The organism is Flavobacterium sp. AC105, from assembly GCF_979258495.1.
The window spans coordinates 4,335,409-4,359,311 of the sequence record NZ_OZ409860.1 but is presented as its reverse complement, the minus strand read 5'-3'; the positions used below and the strand labels follow the sequence as shown (position 1 = coordinate 4,359,311).

General features: G+C 32.0%; 21 protein-coding genes and 1 pseudogene. 10 read left to right on the top strand and 12 right to left on the bottom strand.

Going from position 1 to position 23,903, the window contains the following annotated elements; all coding sequences use genetic code 11:
• Window positions 1-563 precede the first annotated feature (563 nt).
• The 6 genes from ACZ0AH_RS18065 to ACZ0AH_RS18040 form a co-directional block, all read right to left on the bottom strand.
• Window positions 564-977, bottom strand: a complete 414-nt coding sequence (locus ACZ0AH_RS18065) for a hypothetical protein (protein WP_463477178.1) — start codon at window positions 975-977, stop codon at window positions 564-566.
• A 3-nt stretch (window positions 978-980) separates the two neighbouring features.
• Window positions 981-1,427, bottom strand: a complete 447-nt coding sequence (locus tag ACZ0AH_RS18060) for a hypothetical protein (RefSeq protein ID WP_463477177.1) — start codon at window positions 1,425-1,427, stop codon at window positions 981-983.
• Window positions 1,428-1,501: 74 nt separating this feature from the next.
• Entirely contained in the window at window positions 1,502-1,903 is a 402-nt protein-coding gene (locus tag ACZ0AH_RS18055; protein WP_463477176.1) for a hypothetical protein, read from the bottom strand.
• A 3-nt stretch (window positions 1,904-1,906) separates the two neighbouring features.
• The gene (locus ACZ0AH_RS18050; protein ID WP_463477175.1) at window positions 1,907-3,253 is read right to left on the bottom strand and encodes an RHS repeat domain-containing protein; all 1,347 of its coding nucleotides are present in this window, start codon (window positions 3,251-3,253) and stop codon (window positions 1,907-1,909) included.
• A gap of 80 nt (window positions 3,254-3,333) precedes the next feature.
• Window positions 3,334-5,571: a DUF6443 domain-containing protein gene (locus ACZ0AH_RS18045; protein ID WP_463477174.1), complete on the bottom strand. Its 2,238-nt coding sequence runs from the start codon at window positions 5,569-5,571 to the stop codon at window positions 3,334-3,336.
• A 5-nt stretch (window positions 5,572-5,576) separates the two neighbouring features.
• Window positions 5,577-8,801 carry an RHS repeat domain-containing protein gene (locus ACZ0AH_RS18040; protein WP_463477173.1) on the bottom strand — a complete coding sequence of 1,075 codons (3,225 nt, stop codon included), beginning with the start codon at window positions 8,799-8,801 and terminating at the stop codon, window positions 5,577-5,579.
• Window positions 8,802-9,030: 229 nt separating this feature from the next.
• On the opposite strand from ACZ0AH_RS18040, the gene ACZ0AH_RS18035 reads away from it, so the two are divergent.
• Genes ACZ0AH_RS18035 through ACZ0AH_RS17990 form a run of 10 tightly spaced genes read left to right on the top strand, consistent with a single transcriptional unit; the run spans window position 9,031 to window position 18,216 of the window.
• Window positions 9,031-9,441: a type IV pilin protein gene (locus ACZ0AH_RS18035; RefSeq protein ID WP_463477172.1), complete on the top strand. Its 411-nt coding sequence runs from the start codon at window positions 9,031-9,033 to the stop codon at window positions 9,439-9,441.
• Window positions 9,442-9,462: 21 nt separating this feature from the next.
• A complete protein-coding gene (locus ACZ0AH_RS18030) occupies window positions 9,463-9,918 on the top strand; it encodes a hypothetical protein (protein ID WP_463477171.1) in 456 nt (151 codons plus the stop codon).
• Window positions 9,919-11,322, top strand: a complete 1,404-nt coding sequence (locus ACZ0AH_RS18025; RefSeq protein WP_463477170.1) for a GspE/PulE family protein — start codon at window positions 9,919-9,921, stop codon at window positions 11,320-11,322. It begins immediately after the preceding gene.
• 36 nt (window positions 11,323-11,358) lie between these two features.
• Window positions 11,359-13,536, top strand: a complete 2,178-nt coding sequence (locus ACZ0AH_RS18020) for a type II secretion system protein GspD (RefSeq protein ID WP_463477169.1) — start codon at window positions 11,359-11,361, stop codon at window positions 13,534-13,536.
• Window positions 13,536-14,732: a hypothetical protein gene (locus tag ACZ0AH_RS18015; protein WP_463477168.1), complete on the top strand. Its 1,197-nt coding sequence runs from the start codon at window positions 13,536-13,538 to the stop codon at window positions 14,730-14,732. Before ACZ0AH_RS18020 ends, ACZ0AH_RS18015 begins: the two co-directional genes overlap by 1 nt.
• A gap of 1 nt (window position 14,733) precedes the next feature.
• A complete protein-coding gene (locus ACZ0AH_RS18010) occupies window positions 14,734-15,255 on the top strand; it encodes a hypothetical protein (RefSeq protein WP_463477167.1) in 522 nt (173 codons plus the stop codon).
• Between the two features lie 39 nt (window positions 15,256-15,294).
• Window positions 15,295-15,558 (top strand): hypothetical protein, encoded by a 264-nt coding sequence (locus ACZ0AH_RS18005; RefSeq protein WP_463477166.1) that lies wholly within the window; start codon window positions 15,295-15,297, stop codon window positions 15,556-15,558.
• Between the two features lie 34 nt (window positions 15,559-15,592).
• Window positions 15,593-16,114 (top strand): hypothetical protein, encoded by a 522-nt coding sequence (locus ACZ0AH_RS18000; protein WP_463477165.1) that lies wholly within the window; start codon window positions 15,593-15,595, stop codon window positions 16,112-16,114.
• Window positions 16,115-16,118: 4 nt separating this feature from the next.
• Window positions 16,119-17,165, top strand: coding sequence for a hypothetical protein (locus ACZ0AH_RS17995; protein ID WP_463477164.1), 1,047 nt, complete (start codon window positions 16,119-16,121; stop codon window positions 17,163-17,165).
• Window position 17,166: 1 nt separating this feature from the next.
• Complete coding sequence (locus ACZ0AH_RS17990; RefSeq protein WP_463477163.1) at window positions 17,167-18,216, top strand: hypothetical protein; 1,050 nt, start codon at window positions 17,167-17,169, stop codon at window positions 18,214-18,216.
• A gap of 53 nt (window positions 18,217-18,269) precedes the next feature.
• On the opposite strand, the gene ACZ0AH_RS17985 is transcribed toward ACZ0AH_RS17990, so the two are convergent.
• The 6 genes and pseudogenes from ACZ0AH_RS17985 to ACZ0AH_RS17960 form a co-directional block, all read right to left on the bottom strand.
• Window positions 18,270-18,509 (bottom strand): hypothetical protein, encoded by a 240-nt coding sequence (locus ACZ0AH_RS17985; protein ID WP_463477162.1) that lies wholly within the window; start codon window positions 18,507-18,509, stop codon window positions 18,270-18,272.
• Between the two features lie 703 nt (window positions 18,510-19,212).
• Complete coding sequence (locus ACZ0AH_RS17980) at window positions 19,213-19,728, bottom strand: hypothetical protein (RefSeq protein WP_463477161.1); 516 nt, start codon at window positions 19,726-19,728, stop codon at window positions 19,213-19,215.
• An 8-nt stretch (window positions 19,729-19,736) separates the two neighbouring features.
• A complete protein-coding gene (locus tag ACZ0AH_RS17975; protein ID WP_463477160.1) occupies window positions 19,737-21,128 on the bottom strand; it encodes an RHS repeat domain-containing protein in 1,392 nt (463 codons plus the stop codon).
• Between the two features lie 103 nt (window positions 21,129-21,231).
• Window positions 21,232-21,593, bottom strand: a pseudogene (locus tag ACZ0AH_RS17970) (RHS repeat-associated core domain-containing protein); the annotation flags it as partial.
• 101 nt (window positions 21,594-21,694) lie between these two features.
• Window positions 21,695-22,294: a hypothetical protein gene (locus ACZ0AH_RS17965; protein WP_463477159.1), complete on the bottom strand. Its 600-nt coding sequence runs from the start codon at window positions 22,292-22,294 to the stop codon at window positions 21,695-21,697.
• Between the two features lie 3 nt (window positions 22,295-22,297).
• Window positions 22,298-23,674, bottom strand: coding sequence for an RHS repeat-associated core domain-containing protein (locus tag ACZ0AH_RS17960; RefSeq protein WP_463477158.1), 1,377 nt, complete (start codon window positions 23,672-23,674; stop codon window positions 22,298-22,300).
• Between the last annotated feature and the right edge of the window lie 229 nt (window positions 23,675-23,903).

Here is a 23,903-nt window from a genome sequence, read left to right as displayed (position 1 = left end):
TTATTAATATTTTTTTAGTCAATTTTTAACAAATCTAATAAAATAGATGTAATGGACTGTTAAAACATTATCTTTATTTTTAAGGTTTTAGACTATTCAAAAGTTTGAAAATTTGCCCTTTTTTAATTGTTTTTTTTTTTTTTTCAAAATTATATTTCTGCATCGTTGAACCTATCTGAGGAGTAAGTTTTATCTCTTTTGTCCCCATTCAGGTAATTTCTTCCAGCCTCCATTAGGTGTTTCTTTTTATGCTATCTGGAATATGTCCTGAAAAATATCAGGTTCTCTAGGGGCATTCAAAGAAAATCGAATTAAATATCTTTGTTTTCCTCTACTTCTTTTCCTCTATTATAAATACTCGATCCTTCATACTTAATATTTTTAAAAACATATTCTTTTATAAAAGATGATGATGAATTTATAAGTAAAAAAAATGACAAAAGGAATAACTATGACAACAAGATTACATTTAGATTGTCTAACAAATATATAATATTGTAATTTTTTTAATAGTTTTTTCATTGTAGCATTTTGTATGGTGGTGTCAGTTCAAAAAAATACTTTTATCTCTTTTCTGCCCATTTAGGAAGTTCCTTCCAACCCTCAGGTGGTGCTTCTTTTATACTATCTGGAACTGGAACATCTTGAAAAATTTTTGTACCGCCAAAACTGTATTTTAAAGAATATTGTATTAGATAACGTTTCCCCACTTTAGGTTTATATCTATCATCATAAACTGCAGAACTAGTAAATTGTTCATTGCCTTTTTCGTAAGAATACATTATTGATATGTGAGATACTAAAGGCCAATATTTTTTATTTACTAATGCTATTGAATAATTTCCTTGTTTTATAGAAACATTTTTTTTGTAAATATAGACTCCTAGTATAATAGCTGGAACAATAACTATCCATAGATTCCAGTAAGATTCTTTTTTAGAAATACTGTTAACTTTTTGAAAGATTTTCTTTAACATAATTTATTGAACTTTATTCTGTATTACACCAGCTCCAAAAACGGGAGCATTTCCTAAAACTATATTTGTAATCTTACCCGCAGCATTCCCAGCAGATTGTCCAAAACGAACTGAACTATACATATCCGAACCAATAGTAGGTCCTTTAAACCATGATGAGCCATTTAGCTTTTGAGCTGCTGCTGCTCCAATACTAAATACTGACTGAGTGGCAAACGATTGGACACTCATAGTTCCATTAAAAACACTTGTTTGATCTGTTAATGAGATGTTTGTTGAAGAAGAAAGCAAGCCATTGCCTAAATAATTCATTCCAGCTCCCGATAATAAGGTCTGAGTAAGGTTTACTCTTCCTCTAGCATTTCCAAAATCTCCACCATTTATACTAAAGTTTACTGCTGTTTGTATTGAACCATTCCTGCGGCTCCAGCTCAAAGCACCTACGAGCACCTTTAAGGGCTAAAAGCAGTAAAAACAACGATACCAGCTGCTATTAAAGCATGATTGAAGTCTTTAAGCAGGGGTTATTTCTTTTCTGCCCATATTGGCAATTTTTTCCAGCCTACATCGGGTGCTTCTTTTATACTATCTGGAACAAGAATATTTTGAAACATATCTGATATACTATTATCTTCTAATGAATATTGAACTAAATAACGTTTTCCTTCTTCAGCACTTGAATATACTTGCCCATTTTTATAATCCACTCCATTTACTGTATAAGTATAAATTATTTTTTTATGAGATAATATTGGCCAATACTTTTTAGTTACTATACCTATAGTATAATTACCCTTTTCTAAAGGACCTAATTTAATTTCATTATATATTAAAATTCCTAGAACTGATACAATAATAATCCATAAATTCCAATAAGAATTTTTTTTAGATATATCATTTATTTTTTTTACGATCCTCTTAAGCATAATTTATTGAATTTTATTTTGTATCACCCCAGCTCCAAAAACAGGAGCGTTTGATATAAGTCCACTAGTAAATTTACCTGCTGCGTTACCTGCAGTTTGACCAAAACGAACAGAACTATACATGTCAGCTCCTAAAGTAGTTCCTTTAGACCATGATGACCCATTTATACTTTGGGCTGCTGCACCACCAGCAATACTAAATACAGATTGCGTAGCAAACTCTTGCGAAGTAATTGTACGATTAAAGATTGATTTTGTTTTATTTCCAAAGCTAAAATTTGTTGAAGAAGATAGTAAAGCATTGCCAACATAATTCATTCCTAATCCTGATAATCCAACCTGAGTTATGTTTATATCTCCAAATGCCCTTCCAAAATCTCCACCATTTGTGCTAAAATTTACTGCTGCTTGTACTGAAGCGTCGATTGCCATTCTTCCCCCTGTGGCTCCAGCAGTCATTTCTCCAGATAATGCAAAAGCACCTACTAAAGCACCTTCAAGGGCTAATGCAGGAAAAACAACGACACCAGCTGCTATTAAAGCATGATTAAAGTCTTTATCAGGACCATACTCGCCAGAAGAAACATAATTGCTCTTATATCCTTTGATATTAATATTGTCTAACTCAATAGTATTGCCTATATCTGCTGTTTCGCCTTGTCCAACCCAAGTAGTTGTTTCTTTGTTATATACCCAACTACCATCACCATCGGTATGATGTTGTCCGTTTTCTGCATCAAATCCTGTTGGAGGATAAGCCATCATTCCATCAGGGTCAATAAAATAAACAGGATTATCAAGAGCATAAGTGTAAGGATTAAATCTACGTGATTTCTCCGCGAGTGGATCAATATTCATCCATCTGCCTAGTGCAGGATCATAATTACGTGCTCCATAATCATACATGTTCAGTCCTAGCTCGTCTTGCAACTCTTTGCCATTGTACTTATACTTATTGGCAGCCGCATTTCCTGAAGAATTCACTATATTATTATTATCCATTTGTTTTAAGCCAAAAGGATAATAATTGTTTTCCTCAATAATACTTAAGTTTTTGTTGTAACTCAAACGAACGTTACCAAGATGATCTTTATATTGGTAAATATACTCAAAAACTCCATTATTATTTTTCACATAACCTTCTGGCTGAGGAAAAAATTGCAATGTATTATTTTCGTACTGAAAGCCGTTTGCGTAATCTGTGGTAATAGATCCTGCTGTCTTGCGCTGTTTTATTCCTGTGGCATCATAGGTATAGCTAATCCTACCACCCGGAAGTGTTATTGCTGTTGGCAGGTTTAAATAATTATATACTATATTGGTTATTGCTTTGTTGGCATCGGTTTTCATGTTACCGTTTGTATCATAGGTATATTCGATCGCAAGATTGGAACCATTTTTAAAACCTTCATCAGGATCTGCGCGGTCTTCTACTTTAATAAGTTTATTTCCCGATCGTATGTATAGGTTAAATCATCTAAAGTCAGCATGACTTTTTTAGAAGTCCCAGTATTTTTAGGCCTGATTCCTGTACGATACATACTCATGATATTTCCGTTTTTATCATAGGATACTACTTCCTGCTGGTCGTCTGATTCTCCAACTGCGTATGTTAATCTATTGAGCTCATCGTAACCATAACTATAACCTTTTAAGCTGGTATCGACATTTGCAGTTTTCCAAAATGTCTGGCTAATGTTTCCGTTAAATAAAGGCCCCGATATATTATTAAGATCATTGTAATTGATTTGAAAAGCAAACAAGTCGGTTCCAATTGCATTTATATCATTAATATTTTTTAGCCAGCCTCTAATATTGTATTTATATTCAACAGTCTGAAGATTTGCGGCCAAACCGCCAACTCCTTTCTTGATTAATTGTCCCAAATCATCATAATTGTTCGCCAAAATGGTTTCTTGGGTCTGACTGTTTATTTTCTGTTTTTGTGTGAGCAGTCTGCCTGTATGATCGTAACTAAACGTGTCTGTAACTGTAATAATACTAGCGGAATTTTTTTGGTGTGTTGCTGTAGTTTCTAATACCTTTCCAGCAAAATCGAGCTGGCTTTTAATTGTATTTGTCGTAATCAAATAGTTGTTTTTGCTGTAGGTATAAACAGTCCTTCCCTTAGCATCATAATAATTTACATTTGTTGTCCAGAGTGATGTCCCTAAAATTCGAACTTTAGAGATTGTAGTAAGGCCTTTGGCATTGGTAACAGGGGTTATACCGTAAGATACGGCTGGTGTACCTGCGTCTAAGTCAATATTGGTATAATTATCATAATACGTGATGGTAAATGGTGTAATACCCGTTGTTGGAAAAACTGTATTAGTGTAATTAACAGAGGTGTCACCAATAGGTATGGCTGAAGCAGAACGGTTTTCAAATAAGATAGTTCCATTAGCCAATGCCTGCACAGCATATCTGGCAGTTTGTACGGTATTGGTATATTCGCCGGTATAAACAGGCCTGTTGAAAGCATCGTATTTGGTAAACATCCATTTATTTTGAGCTTTCAAATTAGCATCTTGTGTTAGTACAGGTCTGTCTAGTTTGTCATAAACGATGTATTCCCATTCTTTGCCTGGTAATTTTTTTTCAACCAATCTGTTTCTTGAATCATATTTGTATTGGTAACATAAATTATTTAAAACATAGGTATCTATGAAGCCATCGGCTTTTGGAGGCAACACATAAGTTAAATTTCCATAAATATCATACACATAATAAGTTTCATGTGCTACACTTACAGGGTTACCATTTACAACAGAAACTCCATACGTTTTTTTAAGAATTAAACGCCCTTCTTTATCTTTAAATTCCTCGGTTGTATTTTCATTTCCACTGGTCCAGTTTTCGTTTTTTATAACTGTTTTATAAAGCTGGTTGACTCCATAAAAGTTACCAATGTTCCCCAAAGCAATCTCATATGCGCCCAGGACTGAACTCCAGGTAGTAGTAGCGGTAAACAATTTTACTTTATCAGCAGCTGTATTGGTAAGATACTCCGTTTCGATCTCGTGACCGGAACCGATAGCCCAGTCTCTTCCGGGAGCTGCCTGTTTTAAAACGCGATTCAAAGGAGAATCTTCAAACTTTTTTTGACTAAACGGGTTTGGTGCCGTGTTATTTATATCTGTTGCATAATTGATGCTATAATAATTATTTGTACCGGCATCAGCACCGCTTCGGTATGAGGCAATAGCTCCGCTGCTGGTCATATAAGGAAGGTAATCTTTGTCTGGCCTGCCTAAACCATCATAGCCAATATGTGTTACTATATCTTGTTTTCCCGGAGCTGCTTTTATGGCAATATTTTGCATCGATCTTCCTAAACCGTCAAAGTAGATTATAGATTCGATCACATCCTTGTTGTTTGAAATACCGGAAACAGTTGACATTGGCGTCTGGAATGTTCTGGTAAAAATATAGTTTTGATTACTAAAACTAGTTGGTATATAAGCATCTGAAAGAACAGTTGCTACAAAAGTAGTTCCTGCCGGAATAACAGAAGTAGGCTTTATTGTAATGCTTTCTGTTGCCACAAGCGTTTCATTTGTACCTGTATAGTTAGTTTTTGTTATAGTTGCTGGTGTTTGTGCGAATAAATTGGCACTTGTAAAAACCAAAAACAATGTTGCTTTTTTTAGAATAGTTTTTATCATGATGCTTAGTTTTTATAATAGTACTGGTTTTCAGAAATAAGGTTGCCATCTTTGTCTTTTACAAATTGTAGTCTTCCAAAAGAATCATAGGTATAAGTTATCTTATCTCCTCTAGGATCTGTTATAGTACTTACCCCAACTAACGGAATATAAGTGTAGGTTGTAATCATAGCATTCGGTAAAGAATTGCGTAAATTATTCACGGAGTTCAAACTATTTTCATCAATACTATTTAAATCTGTGAGGCCCAAAGCTGTTGCAACTTGGACGTTAGTAGCATTTTCAATTTTAGCTATAGGCAATGCTTTATTGTAACCCCAGAGGTAAACTATATGAATACCATTTGTATTAGATACTTCTTTTACATTACCATCTGAATAATAACTGTCATATTGTATTCGGTCTTCTAATACGTTTGTTCCCTTTGCAGTTTGAACAAATTCAGGAAGAACTAAATTATTATTAGGCCAAATCTTAAAATTAGTCCTTTGCATATCTTTTAATATGATAGACCCATTTAGGTTTTTTACTAAAGTTTCTGTTTGAATTGGAATAGAAAAAATGTTTTTGTTAATTAAGCCGTCAATCGCCTGATTTTGTAAAGTCCCTAAACCAATTATAGCTTCTTTATTATTTGCATAATATGTTTTTTTAATTACTTGCTGACCCTGACTGTTTATAGTATTAATCTCCGTTGGATAACCTGTATACAAATCATAGGTATAAGAAGATTGATTATTTATAGTTCCTGTTGGTTCTATAACACTTGTATGACTTGAACTTAACTGAAAATCTTTTGATATATGTTTTATAGATTGCATAGCAAAATCACTAAGTCTACTAAATTTTAAACTATTTCCATTTTTATCAATTGCAATTGATTCCATGGGTCTTAAAACCTGGCAATCAAAAGCATAATTTGATGGATTGATTTCTGTTTCGTTGTATACATTTGTTTTAGTTTGTTTATTTGTAAGATTTCCGGATTTATTTTCTAATAAATTTTGTTGAATCATTTTACCTAATTTAAATTCAATATCAGGGTAAAGATTTTCAAAGGGTAAAAAAGATTGTTTAATATAACTGGTATAATAATTTTCTGTTTTGCCACTACTCTCATCATTGGTAATGATACTTACCTTAGAATAAAAAATGTGACTACCCAAAACAGTTAATGGAGTGAGAGGTCTTAAGCTAAAATTAGTTTCAAAGTATGTTTGAGTAGAAAATTGTCCTCCTCCTGTAGAAAATATTATATTTCCGTCCGGGAGTTCTAAAATAGTTGGGGCATTATATATATCTTTACGTATAGTAGAGCTTTTAAATCTGGGGCTTGGTTCTACCAGAAAACCACTTGATAAAAAAGGATTAAAAGAATAGGTATCATCAGTATATTTGTATTTTTTAATTACACAATTGTTTGCTCCACTACTATTGGAACAATCTTTTGTTTCAGCAATTCTAATACCTCCAACCTCAATATTTGAATAAGTAAGGTCTTCTACATACGGAGTCGTTCTATATTCTATAGAAGTTTTTGCATTATGATTTCCTTTTTCTACTCCTATTTCACATAAGTGTACCCTTAATTTGTAAGTGCCTGCTTCTAAAAATTGCAGATGTTCTTCGCTGAAATATTTTGGTCCTGTATTAACTTCATTATTTTTGTATAATCTAAAAAACTCCTGAGAATTATTAAGAAATGAACTAGTAGCGGAACTCTTACCTGCAGTGACATCAACTTCAAGCTTAATTTTAACAGTTTGATTAAATGGTATGGTAACAATTTTATCTTTTTCATCACAGTCAAAACTATTGTTCTCAGAAGATATAGCTACAAAATCATATGCATTAAATACTGGATTTGACGATTCGTAGTCACCTTCATATCTTCTAATTTGATTAGGCTCATATTTAATTTCAGTAGTTCCTTTGGTTGGATAGGTTATTTTGGTCAATGCCCCTAAAATCCCATTATTAAATGAAGGATTTAAAGAGTTTTTTGTGTCAAATTCGGTAAAAGGTATTCCGTTGTAAAATCCCCATAAATCAATCATATTGTTGGCAATTTTATGAGTTGCTACATTAGTTAAATTTTCATACTCAAAATTATAGTAGTCTATTAAGATACCTTTGTTATCTTCTTTTTTTATAGACTTTAAGTAATAATAATAGCCACAGTCATAATAATCAAAATTTAATTTGTTAATCAATTGATTGTTTAAATTGTAAATACGAACTGATCTTAGTTTAACTTGATAAGTGCCTTCTGTACTTGCAGGATCAGGAAATATGGAATATCCTGGTCTGTAAAAAATATTTTGGTCAAAAAGAATATATCCGTTTGGGAAGTCAATTCGTTTTATAATCTTTGATTCTGTTGTCTCAAAAGTGTAATTAGAAGAATATCCTCCACCATTAGCTTCTGCACCATTAGCAGTTTGTGTTTGTACTATTTTTAAGTTAGTTGTATATCGGTGAATAGAATTATAATTATCATACTGAAAAACAAGTTCTTTATTTGAGTTTGGTAATGTTATTTTACTAAGCATAAAAGCGCTCATATAATCAGTTTCATTACTTGCCCATGTCAAATCTCTTGTAATAGAGTGTTCAATATCATTAAATTGATATAATATCCCATTATCATCTCTAACATTAATAAAACCGTTAAATGTTGCCTTGTAGTTTCTTTGCTCTGAAAATACGGAGGTCTTATCATATTTAAATCTAAAACTTCCATTAATGGTTGATGTATTCATTATAAATTTGTCAGGACGAGTATCGTAGCCATGATCCGCAGCATTTTTCAAAGCTTCCATTTTTTCTGCTAGAGAAAAATTGCTTAAATTTTCATATTTACTCCCTCTGATAAAATATCCAATATAAGGTTCTTCATCAGGAGCTCCATTAAGTTGTCTAGCTACTACGCCACCAAAATTTGCTGTCCATCCCATTCCTACCATTGTAGGGTCTGTTTCAGGTTTAAAACCATTATAATTATATGAAATCGTTAAGGGATATTCAAAATCTCCTGATTTTATGGTGTAAATTGGAATTGTATAATTAATCTGTCCTGTAGATAAATTAATAGGTACTTCTCCATATTGCCCCAGACTGGCCGCTTCTGGAGATGCTGAAATAATTGTTGGTAGTGATGGATTTGTATTAGTTTGACATAATCCTAGCAAAGAATAGAATATAAATAAGATTACAAATTTAATTTTCATGTTAATTGGCGTTTATTTATTAAAAGGCTATTTGATTTAATTTTAAAAAAAATAATAATTATTTGATTATAGTTTATTAAATGATTTTAATTTTCAATCTGAGCAAATGCAATAATAGTAAAATAATTCTTATATTTTATATAAAAATTAACGAAATATTTCTTACTTAATATTTTAACTTTTATCACAATAAAAAAGATATATTTGTAAAAATTAATTACACTTTGCTTTGAAAAAAAATCTGCTAAAAAAAGTACCTTCATTCAATCTTCAGGAGATGTTAATTGTATTGGCAATCATTGGTATATTGTTACTAATTGCGCTGCCTAACTTAATGCCGCTAATTACTAAAGCCAAAAGCGTAGAGGCACAAGTACAGCTGAAAGCTATTTATAATGCTGAAAAACAGTATTATTTTATGTACTCTAAATACAGTCCAAATTTTACCGAAATTGATTTTGAAGCCCCAAAGACTACAAAAGATAATGGGAGTGCCAATTATACGTATGAAATTATTCAATCAACAAATAATGAATTTAAGGTAAAGGCAACAGCAATTACAGACTTTAATGGGAATGGTGTTTTTAACGTTTGGGAAATTGATCAAAATGGAGTCCCTAAGCAAATCATCAACGACTAAATGTGGTATTTAAAATTGATATTGATCATTGTATTTGCAATTGTATTATTTCAGGATTTTAAAAATCGTTTGGTTTACTGGTTTTTATATCCAATTATCGGAATTTTAGCTTTTGCAGTTCAGTTATACAATGTACCTATGCCAATCGCATTTTATAATTCAGGTTTTAATTTAGTATTTGTTGCCATAATATTAGGTGTAAGTTTTATATATATCCGACTTAGAAAGTTAGATTTTCTGAATGCTATAGGAATTGGCGATGTTTTATTTTTTGCATTCATATCCTTTACTTTTTCCATTGTATCATTTTTGATCTTATTTGTCTTTGCGTTACTATTTTCGTTGATTTTGCACTTTGTTTTAAATAATAAAAAAGAGCAGCAAACAGTACCTTTGGCAGGTTATATGTCTCTTTTTTTTGGAGTGATATACGCCATTACTTATTTTTATAATAGTTCTTTTTTATACGCTTACTAAATGGAAAATTTTGATATTCCAATAGAATTTCAGCAGCTTGTAAAATCAGAACAGGCTTATTATTATCGAATTATTCCGGTAGGAAAAAATCAACAAACTGTTTTGTTAAAAACAGATGCTTCTGACATTGTAAGTTTACAAAACGAATTAGGAATCTTGCTTAGTTTTCAGGTAGAATTAGAAAATGATTCCACTGAAAATATAAATAGATATTTAAGTACAAATTACAGGAAAACAAATAACGATAGTGTTTCTGAAATTCATTATACATCTGATTTCTTAGAGAAAATTGTATTAAATGCCAAAGAAATAGGAAGCAGTGATATTCATTTTGAGCCTTATGAAAAAAATGCAAGGGTTCGTTTTCGTTTAGACGGAAAACTTAAAGAGCAATTTCATATTTCGGTTGAAGAATATCCTATTATCGTAAATAAAATAAAAATCAGGGCACAACTTGATATTTCTGAAAAACGTTTGCCACAAGACGGACGTATTACAATGGTAACCGATTATCAGGATTTTGATGTTCGTGTGTCTGTTTTGCCAACTTTACATGGCGAAAAAGTGGTATTGCGTATCTTAAGTAAAGATACCAGTCATATTGATATTAACTCGCTCGGTTTTACCGAAAAGGAATTGACCGCTTATCTTGAAAACATAAAACGTCCTAACGGAATTGTACTTATTTCAGGTCCAACCGGATCTGGAAAAACAACCACTTTATACGCCACATTAAAAAAATTAAATGTACCTAATACTAATATTCTAACGGTTGAAGATCCGATAGAATATACGCTTGAAGGAATTAATCAGGTACAGTTAAAAGAAAATATCGGACTTGATTTTGCTACTACGTTAAGGACATTTTTGCGACAAGATCCTGATATTATTATGGTTGGGGAAATTCGTGATGTCAATACCGCAAATATGGCAATTCGTGCCGCTTTAACAGGCCATTTGGTTCTTTCAACTATCCATACCAATTCGGCTTGGGCAACAGTTTCAAGGTTAATTGATATGGGGATCCCTGCTTTTTTAATTGCAAGTACACTTAATATTAGCGTTGCACAGCGTTTGGTCCGTAAACTATGTAATTCTTGTAAAAAAGAAGAAACTATTTCTTCTGCCAATTTTCCAACCGGGTTTACAATTCCGGATCATTTAAGTTCCCATCATCTGGCAGTAGGATGTGAGCATTGTTATCATACAGGTTACTCAGGAAGAAAAGCTATTTACGAAATTTTGCCAATTGGCAGTGAGCTGTCTAATTTAATAAAAAACAATCAACTGGATATTAACGAGTATCTTGACGAAAATAATATTTTCACACTAAAACGTAATGCATTGTTATTAATAAAAGAAGGAATAACTTCTGTTGATGAAGTTTTTTCATTACTCTTGTAATACAATGCGCATAAAAAATACAATTGAAATAAATTCATGAAAAAAATAATTGCCCTATTTTTAATACTAATTTTCCAAACTTCATATTCGCAAGATAATAGAATATTGCAGCTTAAAAATCAGATTGAATCAATTACTGCAGATGCCCCTGGATTAAATGAAAAAATTAATGTAAACATTAAGGAAGCCTCATTGTCGAGTTTTTTGCTAGCAGTTTCTCAAGTACATAAATTAAACATAAGTGTAGCTCCAAACCTGACTCAGATTAATATTGTAAATAATTTTTCTGATGTAACAGTAGGAGATTTGCTAATTTTTCTATGTAAAGAATATAGCCTTACAATTGATTTTACGGGTAATATTCTTTCCATAAAATCATATGAAAAACCTGTTGAAATTCAAGCGCTAAAAAATATAGATGTTACTTATGATTTAGCAAATAATTTACTTTCCCTAAATTTGAAAGACGACAAATTATATGACGTTTTTAGAAAAATTATGGACGAAAGTGCTAAAAATTTAGTTTTTGCACCAGGTTTGGAAAATCAGCTTTTGACAGTATATATTAAAAATATGCCTTTTGATGCAGCCTTAAACAAATTGGCATTTGCCAATAATTTAACTGTGACTAAAACAAGAGATAATTTTTATGTATTTGATAAATTAGAAGGAAGTTTTGTTGCTGAAGGTGCGGCAGACCCTAATGGAGCTATAAGACAAAATAAACCACAACGCCCTAGAAAATCAAACTTTTTCTTTACTGTTGTTGATGCTGATAAAAAGTTATTAGATGTAGATTTTGAAAATACCCCAATTGCAAGTATCGTTTATGATATAGGTCATGAACTTGATATCGATATGTTTATTTCAAGTCCGTTAGAGAATGCCGGTAACGGAACCGTTAAAGCTAAAAATATCACTTTTGATGATCTTTTGGCTAAATTATTTTCAACCAAAACAGAAAATGGACCTTCTCAAAATAATCCTTCTCAACAATTCAGTAGTAATTCAGGCGCCAGTGCACAATCATCAGGCGGTTCTTTTACTTTCATGAAAAGCGGTTCTATCTATTATTTTGGAACCAAAGATCAGCTGGTTGTTAGAAATATTAAGTCGATTACCTTAATGCACCGCTCAATTGAAATTTTGAGTGATCCTTCAAAAGAGGGTAGAAGTGCCGGACGATTAAATAATAATACAAATAGTTTTTCAAATTATAATACAAACTCAACTTCTTCTGATAATAGAACAAATTCTAATTATCAAAATCAAAACAGTAATTATAATAGTGCAAGCAGTTCTTCATCTTCGGGTAGTAATCCTTCAGAGTCTATTTTGACTATCGTTCCGGATGAAATAAAGAGAGATTTAGATATCAAAATTGATAAAGAACTGAATAGTTTCCTGGTAAATGGACCAGCTGCAAATATCGAACGATTTGAGTCTTTTATAAAGTATATAGACAAGGCAGTTCCGGTTATTTTGATAGAAGTTATGCTTCTGGAAGTGAATAGAAGCGCTACGGTTGAAACAGGAATTAAAGCAGGTATTGGTGATAAACCAGTTACGACAACAGGTACTGTATTTCCAACTGCCGATATTAATTTGGGAGCACAAACAATTAATAATATCATTGACGGTTTTAGCGGATTTGGCTCTTTGAATATTGGGAAAGTGGTTCCTAATTTTTACTTAAGCCTGAAAGCTATGGAAACTAATGGAAATTTAAAAGTTCGTTCTTCCCCTAGATTATCAACATTAAACGGTCATAAAGCCTATCTTTCTATAGGAGAAACTACGTATTATGTGGTTACGAATCAAAATTATTACGGATCTCAGATTCCGCAAGCATCAGAGGTTAAAAATTACCAGCCTATTGACGCTGAATTGTCAGTAACTATTATGCCTTTGGTTTCCGGTAATGGACAAATTACAATGGATATTAAAGTAATTCAATCTAGTTTTAATGGACAAAAAGTGGATAAGGATGCACCTCCGGGAATTAATTCAAGAGAATTTACATCGATAATCAGGGTAAAAGATCAGGATTTAATTGTATTGGGCGGACTTGAAGAATCTGTAAAAAATGATTCCGGAACAGGAGTGCCATTATTGTCCAGAATTCCGGTAATCAAATGGTTATTTAGTTCCAGAAAACGCGAAGATTCTAAGAAAAAATTAAGTGTATTAATTAAACCTACTGTTATTTACTAATGTCTTTACCATCAATAACTGCTTTTTTGCTTGGCAATCACTATATTGGTGTTGAGCACTTCACTTTAAATAATGAAGAAAAAGTTGCATTATTAGTAGTCGAAAAGAAAAAAGAAGGATTGGTAATTGCCAAAAAAGACAGAGTTACTTATAATGGAAAAATTGCTGAGAAATGGGATTCTAAATTACCTTTCTTTTTAATAGTCAATACCAATCAGGTTATTCAGAAAGAAGTTACCGGTATAGATCCTTCAGATGAAAAATTGTTACATAAAGCATTTCCAAATACTAATTGGGACGAATTTTATTTTGAAATCTGGCGGCTAAAAACAAAATCTATAATTGCAATTACAAGAAAGTCCTATCTCGATACTATTTTATCAAACTATCAAAATCAGCAAATAGCAATTGCAGGAATTAGTCTTGGTACATGTGCTATAGCTGATATTATTGAATATACTGACGAAACTGAATTACAGACCAATAATCAATTAATATCGAAACAGGAACAACAGCAAACAATTTCGGCTAATGTTGAGGATACTGCGATAATCTATACCATTAATGATCTTCAGATAGAAAATAGACAATTGTTGACTTTTTCAGGAATTCTGAGGTTGATCATGAATACCACTGTAAACACTGGTTCAATCATTTCTTTCAGTGATGAATTGTATGATACTTACAACCAAAAAGTTTTTTTTAGCAAAGGTTTGAAAATTATGGTAGGTATACTATTAGGAATTTTACTTCTTAATTTTATTTTTTTTACTCATTATTATAAACTTGCACAAGAAACATCAGAAACGTTATTGGTTAATAAATCATCCATTGAAGATGTCAATAAAATAAAGCAAAGAATTATTTTAAAAGAAGAAAAAGTTAAAAATATTGTTGGAAAAACAACTTCTCAGAGCTCATTAATTATTAATGAAATTGCAAATAAAGTTCCATCCTCCATTTTATTGACCGAATTAGCTTTTAATCCATTGGAGAAAAAAATAAAAGCCGATGAGCCGATACTAACACAAGAAAAAACTATTACCATTTCAGGAACAACAATTGCAAATGAAGCGTTTACACATTGGGTTGAAGAAATGGAAAAATTAAATTGGATAGATAAAGTTTTAATAACTCATTTTGGAAAAGATGACGCTAATGAAACCGCATTTTCAATTAAACTAACTTTGAAATAACATGAGACTGGACAAAAAAAACAAACTGCTTTTGCTTGGTTTTATAGTTATTTTATATATATGTTATTCATTTGCGATTTCAAATACTATAAATTATTATAAAGAATATAAGACTAAACAAGAAGAGATAGCTGCTGATAGTAACATGCCTAAATTGGTAGGGCAATTGATTCAGAAAGAAAAGCAGTTGGATCAGGTTTTAGTGCAAAATGACATAAGAATTTCAGAATCATTTCAAAATGATTTATTAAAACAACTGACTTCATATAGTGATAGTTATAAATTGAAAATTGTAGATTTTCAGGAGCCGCATTCTATATCCCAAAAAGGATTTACCACAACAAGTTATATTTTTTCCTTAGAAGGCTCATTTAACGGTTGTTTGGCAGTGCTTAATAAAGTCGAAAACAATCCTGCTTTGGGAACTATCAAACATTTAAACTTTGTAAAAAAGAAAAATTATAAAACGAATACAGATCAGCTATTTGTAGAAGTTATTATGCAAAAAAATAAAGGAGTTTAATTCCAAAGCTTACTACGAAACTAAATTATATAATTCATTATGAAAAAGATTATTTTATTATTTGTGGCATTTGCTGCACAAATGAATTTTGCTCAAAGTGTTTTTCCAACGGATGGTAGTAATGTTGGTATAGGAACAACTTCACCAACTCAAAAATTAGATATTTTAGGCCAAATAAAAAGTTACAATGCAGGTTTTGGTCAAACAGATCAGTTGACAAGTACTAAAAATTTTGCGAATTTCAGCGCAAATAATCACGGGAGCGTACTGATTTCCTCAAATCTATATATTTATTTCGAATAATGATATTTTAAAAATTGCTAATTCCCATGGTACTATGTCTGGAGGTGCAATATTGTTTCCTGGAAATTCTCAACCAAATCAAGGGAAAATTCAATTTTTCACCACTAATCCCAGCTCAGTTATACAAGATCAGCTTTATTCAGGATTACTTTCCATGGAGATAACAGGAAATGGAAATGTAGGTATAGGAACGACAAATCCAACAAATAAATTAGATGTAAACGGAACTATCCATTCTAAAGAAGTAAAAGTTGATATGTTAGGCTGGCCAGATTATGTGTTTAAAAAAGAATATGATCTGCCTACTCTTGAAGAAGTGGAAAAACATATTATTGAGAAAGGACATTTAGAAAATATTCCAAGTGAAGAAGAAGTTTTGAAAAATGGAATTAATTTAGGAGAAATGAACGCTAAGTTGTTACAGAAAATTGAGGAAATGACTCTTTATATGATTGAGATGAAAAAAGAGAATGAAGTAGTAAAGAAAGAAAATGCTCTGATGAAAAAGAATCAAATAGAACTAGAAAAAAGAATTTTAAAAATTGAAAATAACTAACATTATGAAAAGATGTATTTTATTATTTGTGGTATTAAGTACACAAATTAATTTTGCTCAAAGTATTTTTCCAACTGATGGCAGTAATGTGGGGATAGGAACATTATCTCCTTCTTCGAAATTGTATGTTAAAGGAACAATTAAAAGTTATGAAACAACTCCATTAAACGTTAGTGTAAATTCATCACAATTGATAAATGAAGTAGGAGGAAATGTTGGAGAAAATAGTTTGTTTAATAGATTATGGGTATATAGGGATGCTACAATTAATAATTGGTTTTCAGCTCGATTGCATGATGGAATTTCTATAGATGTGTCTCATAATACTCCGCAACTTGATACTAGAACTTGGTGGGAAAGAGATCCGAGCGATGATATTCAATCATGGGGAAATGCTGCTCAAACTTATTTAACTATTAATAAAGGAAAGGTAGGTATAGGTACTATAACACCACTTGCTAAACTAGAAGTGAATAGTGGTAACATTCTAGTTCGTAATTCTGTAAACATAGATAACGAATCTTCAATTATGATTGCGCACTCTATTAATGCAGGTAGTCTTGATACTTTTGGAACATCAATAAGAACAATTACTCAAAGCGCAGGAAACAATACTTACGGAATGCAATTTTTTACACAAGAATCTTATCAAACAAATCAAACAGAAAAAGTAAGAATTCAGGGAAATGGGAATGTTGGTATTGGTACGACAAATCCAGATGCTAAACTAGCTGTAAACGGAACCATCCATTCCAAAGAAGTAAAAGTAGATATGTTAGGCTGGCCAGATTATGTATTTAAAAAGGAATATAGTTTGCCAACTCTTGAAGAAGTGGAAAAACATATTACTGAAAAAGGACATTTAGAAAATATTCCAAGCGAAGAAGAAGTTTTGAAAAATGGAGTGAATTTAGGAGAGATGAACGCTAAATTGTTGCAGAAAATCGAAGAGATGACGCTTTATATGATTGAGATGAAAAAAGATATTACCATTTTAAAAGCAGAGAATAACGAATTGAAAAATCAAATAGGTTTAATAAAAAAGAAATAAGATGAAAATAAAATTTTTAGTGATAATAGTATTAACTAGTCAGATAAATTTTGGACAAAATACATTCCCAACTACTGGCAATGTTGGTATAGGAACTACTTCTCCAGAGACAAAATTACATATAAACAATGGAAATAACTCCTACGGAGCTATTCTTGCAACAGGTACTGAATATAGCTTTACGTTATATACAAAAACATTAACTACTCTTCCAATTAATACGGAATCATTTAGATTAGGATTAAAAAATGTAAATGATGAAAACAATGGTTTTATCTCATTTTACAGAGGAGCTAATACATTTGGCGGATTTCTTGGTTTTTCAACAAATGGAATAGAAAGAATACGTATTAGCGACGTTGGAAATGTTGGTATAGGAACAACTGCTCCTTTTAGTAAATTATCTGTTGCAGGTTCTTTGACTGTAAATGGAGGCTTAACTAATACTTTTTCAAGACCAGCCGTTTCACCAGGAACTTTGCTAAATGGAGAAATTAGAGGTTATAGTAATACTGCAAATAGTGGTGATGATGGATTTTTAAGATTGACTGCCGGAGGAGGGACAACCGTAGGCGTTAAATCATATATTGACTTGTCAGGTTATTCCACAATTCCAGATATGGATCGAAATATTATATTGGGAACTTCTGGAGCTGAACGCATGCGTATTGATATAAACGGTAATATTGGTATAGGTACAGCAACACCAGATTCAAAATTAGCAGTAAACGGAACCATCCATTCCAAAGAAGTAAAAGTTGATTTGAATTTTCCTGCACCGGATTATGTTTTTGCAAATGATTATAAGTTAAGAACATTACAAGAAGTAGAAAGCTTCGTAAACCAAAACAGTCACTTACCAGAAATTCCTTCAGCAAAAGAATTCGAAAAAAATGGAATTCAATTAGCAGAAATGAATATGGCGCTGCTGAAAAAAGTAGAAGAATTGACTTTGTATGCAATTGAGCAACAGAAAAATACAGAGAAGTTAACTAAAATTATAAACGAGCAAAATAAGCGTTTAGAAGTTCTTGAAACAAAAAAGAATTAGAATATTTCAGTTAATAAAAAGATAGCCGTTTCGCATATTGTGAAGCGGCTTTTTTATTTTGATGTTGTGTTCACGAGCGAGACGCTCGCGTCAGCTGTTTTTTTTTCAGCTGCTAATTTAAAACGTTCTACCATCCATCTCTTCCTGCTCTCAGGATCATTTTGAATTTTATCTAAAATATTCTTTGCTGTAAACTTTTTAAAATCTCTTATTAAATCAGATAATTTCCCGTTTTCAAATTGTATTATTAAATAAATATGATTGCTCATAATAACATAACCATACAAAATCATTCCCTTGTTTTTGATACAATAATCTAAACATTCAATAACAATATCTTCTATAAGATTGGCGTGCAAAAACATAATCCAATCTACAACTGTTGGTGTTATAAAATGTGGCAGCTTTTGATCCCGAATATATATCCTTCTTTCATTTTTAAAATAATTTCTTTCAAAATTAATAATTTTTCTTACTTAATTCATTATTAAGAAATAATCGTGAAAAGTCGGGAGACTTTTATCAGGTCAACAATTTCTAAGAAACAAAAAAAAATGCGCAAAGTCAGAGACATTTGCGCAGCTTTTCATAAGGAACTCTTCGGAGAGCGGGAATATTAAATCTTATACCAGCCTGCATCAAGCTAAGGGATTCCTTTTCTATGAATTGAGCACTTTTAGCTTAAATTCGACTGAATAGCTTTCATTCATCCGTGGCAATAAACCAATTTTGCCATATGCCTTATAAAAACTGACCCACTTACGAATATTCCATCTTGCAGTCTGTTTTAATTTTGAAACATATCCATCTGAATAATGCTTCTTTAAAACCAATTCTACACATTCTAACTTAAATGTGTAGTCATACTTTGCTTTTCTTTCCATAAAAAATGCCCCAAATAGTGTCTAACTTTTTGGGGCATGTTCATTATGGAATGGCTTCTGTTTTTTGATTGCGTTCACGAGCAAAATGCTTATGTCCACTGGAAGGATTGCATTAAATTATTTTATTTAAATTATTACTACTAATTTTAAAATCATTTACAAAAGTTTGAAAATCAATTTCTGCAAAATTATCTTTTGGATTATACCAATAGAAAGATAAACCGTCACTATCCATTTTAAAAAACTCTAACCCTGTTTTAAAAATTTCATTACTCCATAAATTTGCAATGTTGAATAAATTATTTTCAGTTATTTCACTAATTACAATTAATAGATGTCCTAAATAAAATTCCTCTTCTTTGACGATTTTGTATATATCTTCCTTCCTTAAATTTATATTTAAAGTATGTAAACATTTTTTTCCATTTATTTTAATCTCTTTATTTGATGAAGTTATGTCATACAGAATTGAATTTTTTTCTGGCATCATTTCAAATAAAAAACATTTTTCATTTTGGACATGAGTATAAATAAAATTAGTAATGAAACTATATTTCAGGTTTTCATATTCAAAATTATATTTATCTGAAAAGTCAGTGTTTAAAACACTATATTTATTAAATTCCATAAGTTTTTCTATTTATTTTCTACTGTTTGAACTGCTTTTTTCGCTCCTTCTTCAGCTAACCAAGAACCTCCGAAAGCACCAGCTATACCGCCTCCAAGACCACCTATAAAACCTCCCACTGCCGCACCAGGGACTGCTCCAACACCTCCAGCCCATACACCAATTCCACCACCGATAACTGCACCACCTTCTGTTCCGATTGACGCACCAATAGATGCACCAGCCCAACCACCTGCAACACTAGCACCAGTAACAACAGTATTTTTCCCTATAGTTCCACCATCTTCATTTATTGCATTACCAATTCTGACAACGTCAGTCGCTATTGCAAGTGGTTTTGCTACTTTACCTATAGCGTCAAGTGTTTTTCCTGTTTTTTCTAGAGCTTCTAATGTTTTAGCCCCACCCGGAATAGTTGTATGCGGGTCAGGTAATCCAGTTGCTTTTGGATTAATATTAAAATGAGGCTCAGGAGCATTTTTGTGAGGTTGGTCTGCTCTAATGACCCAATCTCCTACTGGCTTCCCAGTAGTTGCACTAGTTCTTCCTGCTTTGGTATCTCTTATACCTGCTTTGGTATCACCCCTAACAGGTTCAGTTTGGTATCTTTGTTTAGTACCGCTATCCGCTCCCTTAAAAAAGTTACTTACCGCATTAACTATAGGTATAAAAATTGGCCCTGATGGCCAAGGCCACATTCCGTCTGGATCAATAAAATATACAGGATTATCCATAGCATAATTATAGGGAGACCATCTACGTCCTTTTTCAGCCAACGGGTCAATGTTCATCCAACGACCTAACGCAGGGTCATAATTTCTAGCCCCATAGTCGTAAACATTAAGCTGTAACTCGTCTTGCAATTCTTTTCCGTTATACTTGAACTTTAATGCATCATTAGTAGAAGGAGTAGCTCCATTATAGCCAATATGTTTTAATCCAAAAGGATAATAATTATTCTCCTCTTGTATAACAAGTGTTTTGTCATAACTCAAGCGAACATTCCCTAAATGATCTTTATATTGATATACATATTTATAAGAACTTCCAGAAGGTTCAACATAACCTTCTGCTGTTGGGAAAAACTTTAATATAATATTGTTATATTGATAACCTCCCAAATAATCAGTTGTAGTAATATTTACTGGTGAGTTTGTGGTTACTATTTTCTGTACTTTTTGTCCAGCTGTATTGTAAATATATACAATATTTCCTGTAAACAAAACAATTTTTGCTGGCAGATTTAATTGATTGTAAGTGATATTCGTAATCCCTTTATTGACATCAGTAAGCATATTTCCGTTAACATCATAGGTATAATAAGTACTAGTATCAACAACATCTGCTCCTGTTACATCATCTTTAAAACCATAATTAATATTACCAAGCTCTGAGCACAAAAAAACCTCGCCATTTCTGGGCGAGGCTTAATTTTATTCTCTGTGGATTATTCTCTGCGGGTGCGAAGTCAGGAGACGTTCGCACAGCATTTCATAAGGAACTCTTCGTAGAACAGGGGTCAGATTGTGACCAACGTCCAATATCTGGCATGTAATTCCTCCAACCATAATCATACATGTTCAGTCCAAGCTCATCTTGGAGCTCTTTATTGTTGTACTTATACTTATTTTCAACACCATTTTTAATGTTATTATATCCGTCTTGTTTTAAACCAAAAGGGTAATAATTATTCTCTTCTTTAATAGTAAGTGCATTATCATAACTCAAGCGAACGTTACCTAAGTGGTCTTTGTATTGTAAACATATTTGTAAGAACCTGAAGAAGGTTCAACATAACCTTCTGTTGTCGGGAAAAATTTTAAAACTGCATTTTCATATTGATATCCTCCCAGATAATCTGTAGTTACAACAGGGGTTGTTTTAGTTTTACTGTTGTAGTATTAATTCGTTTAGATGTCGGAACGGTTTAAAAAATCTTTAAGCTACTTTTTGTTTACATATCAAATTATTTGAAAATGTCAATATTAACACAATCACTTAATTTATTCAAGTCTATATTGTTTTTAAAAACAACATCTTTTAATAGAACCTTTTTTTTCTCATTAGAGAAACCTTCATAAATAACATCTCCATTCATTGAATATATACCAATGAATTCAGGGCAATCGGAACCATTACAATAATCAGAACCATGAACTATATAAAAATCTTGATTTGATTTTTTGGAAAGGCATACTTTATAAATGGGCGTTTCCGTAGCACTTATAACCTTACCCGTAATCGTCTTCTTATTAACGTTTTTAAGAGGTAATTGATGGTTCTTAACTAATTTATTTTTCTTGTAAAAGGATAATTTCTGAAATATTATTATTGGACTACTATATCTATCTTCTTTATAGTCTACAACATTTAAAGTATCTTTAGAAAATTGTGTTTCAACATTTAAAGAAAAATCTTTATTGCTCAAACTGCTTGTAATTTTATCTTTTGACTTCTGTACTTTTTCTTTATTATGAGAAACACTTTTACTAATGGTTTTGTCTTGATTGCAAGCAATACTCATCAGTAATAAAACTACACTTGTTTTTAAAATTTGGCTTAACATATTTTAACGTCTTGTTTTTAATAGTTCTCCTACTGGAGTTGCTATAGTTGAACTTCCTTTCAATTCTTGTGCTCTATAATTGTTTATTAACTGTTGAACTCCTCCTGCTGTAAAATGTTTCAGTGAAGTCCATCTACCTTCAGTAGTTGTTTTAAAGTCTGCTCCACTTCCAGATTTTGCTGCTGCAAAACTAGATGATGTCATATTATTAACTGCAGAAGCATCCTGACTTTTAGGGCTAAAATCACTTCCCTTATAAAATCTTTCCAAAGCTTGATAAGCTCCAGCGGCAGAACCACCACCACCTTCAGTATTCATACCAGGATGTTTAGAATAATCGCTCGGTTTTTCCGAAAATGATTTTTCTGTAAAATTGTCACCCATATTCCAACTATTATAATCTAATGGTGCATTTGCACTTCCTGCTTCCGTTTGTTTCAAAGTTGAAAGCGATGCTCTCAAATTAAGTTCATCGTTTGAAATCTCTTTTTGCTCAACTTTAGGACCTGGAGATAATCCTGGGGCTAAAGTTCCAGCCACCAAATGCTTTGACTCAGTTTGGGTTAATTGTTGACTACTGTTTGTATGCACTAAATAGACTGTATTATCTTTAACTCCGTCATTTCCGACATGTTCACCTTTTAAATTATATAAGTCCCCTGGGTCTGATGCTAACATTCCATCTGGGTCAACAAACCTAACTGGATTATCATAACAATATACATAAGGAGACCATCTTCTGGAAACTTCAGCCAGCGGGTCAATGTTCATCCAACGACCTAAAGCAGGGTCATAATTACGTGCTCCATAGTCGTACATATTAAGCCCCAGTTCGTCCTGCAGTTCTTTTCCATTGTACTTGTACTTTAAAGCATCGTTAGTAGAAGGAGTAGCTCCATTATAACCAATATGTTTTAATCCAAAAGGATAATAGTTGTTTTCCTCTTGTATAACAAGTGTTTTGTCATAACTCAAGCGAACATTCCCTAAATGATCTTTATATTGATATACATATTTATAAGAACTTCCAGAAGGTTCAACATAACCTTCTGCTGTTGGGAAAAACTTTAATATAATATTGTTATATTGATAACCTCCCAAATAATCAGTTGTAGTAATATTTACGGGTGAGTTTGTGGTTACTATTTTCTGTACTTTTTGCCCAGCAGCATTGTAAAGATAAACAATATTTCCTGTAGATAGAATTACTTTGGTTGGTAGATTTAAATGATTGTAAATAATATTAGTAATGCCCTTGTTGATATCAGTAATCATATTTCCATCAGAATCATAAGTATAATCAATACTTGTATCCACAATACCAGCTCCTGTTACATCATCTTTAAAACCATAATTAATATTACCAAGATCTGAGCACAAAAAAACCTCGCCATTTCTGGGCGAGGCTTAATTTTATTCTCTGTGGATTATCTCTGCGGGTGCGAAGTCAGGAGACGTTCGCACAGCTTTTCATAAGGAACTCTTCGCAGAGCGGGGGTCAGAGACATTTGCACAAGCTTTTAATAAGGGACACTCTTTGCAGAGCGGGCTTTTTAACAAGTCCCTTGTTGGGATATTACTATAAATCTCTGATTTTCTGTAAATGTTT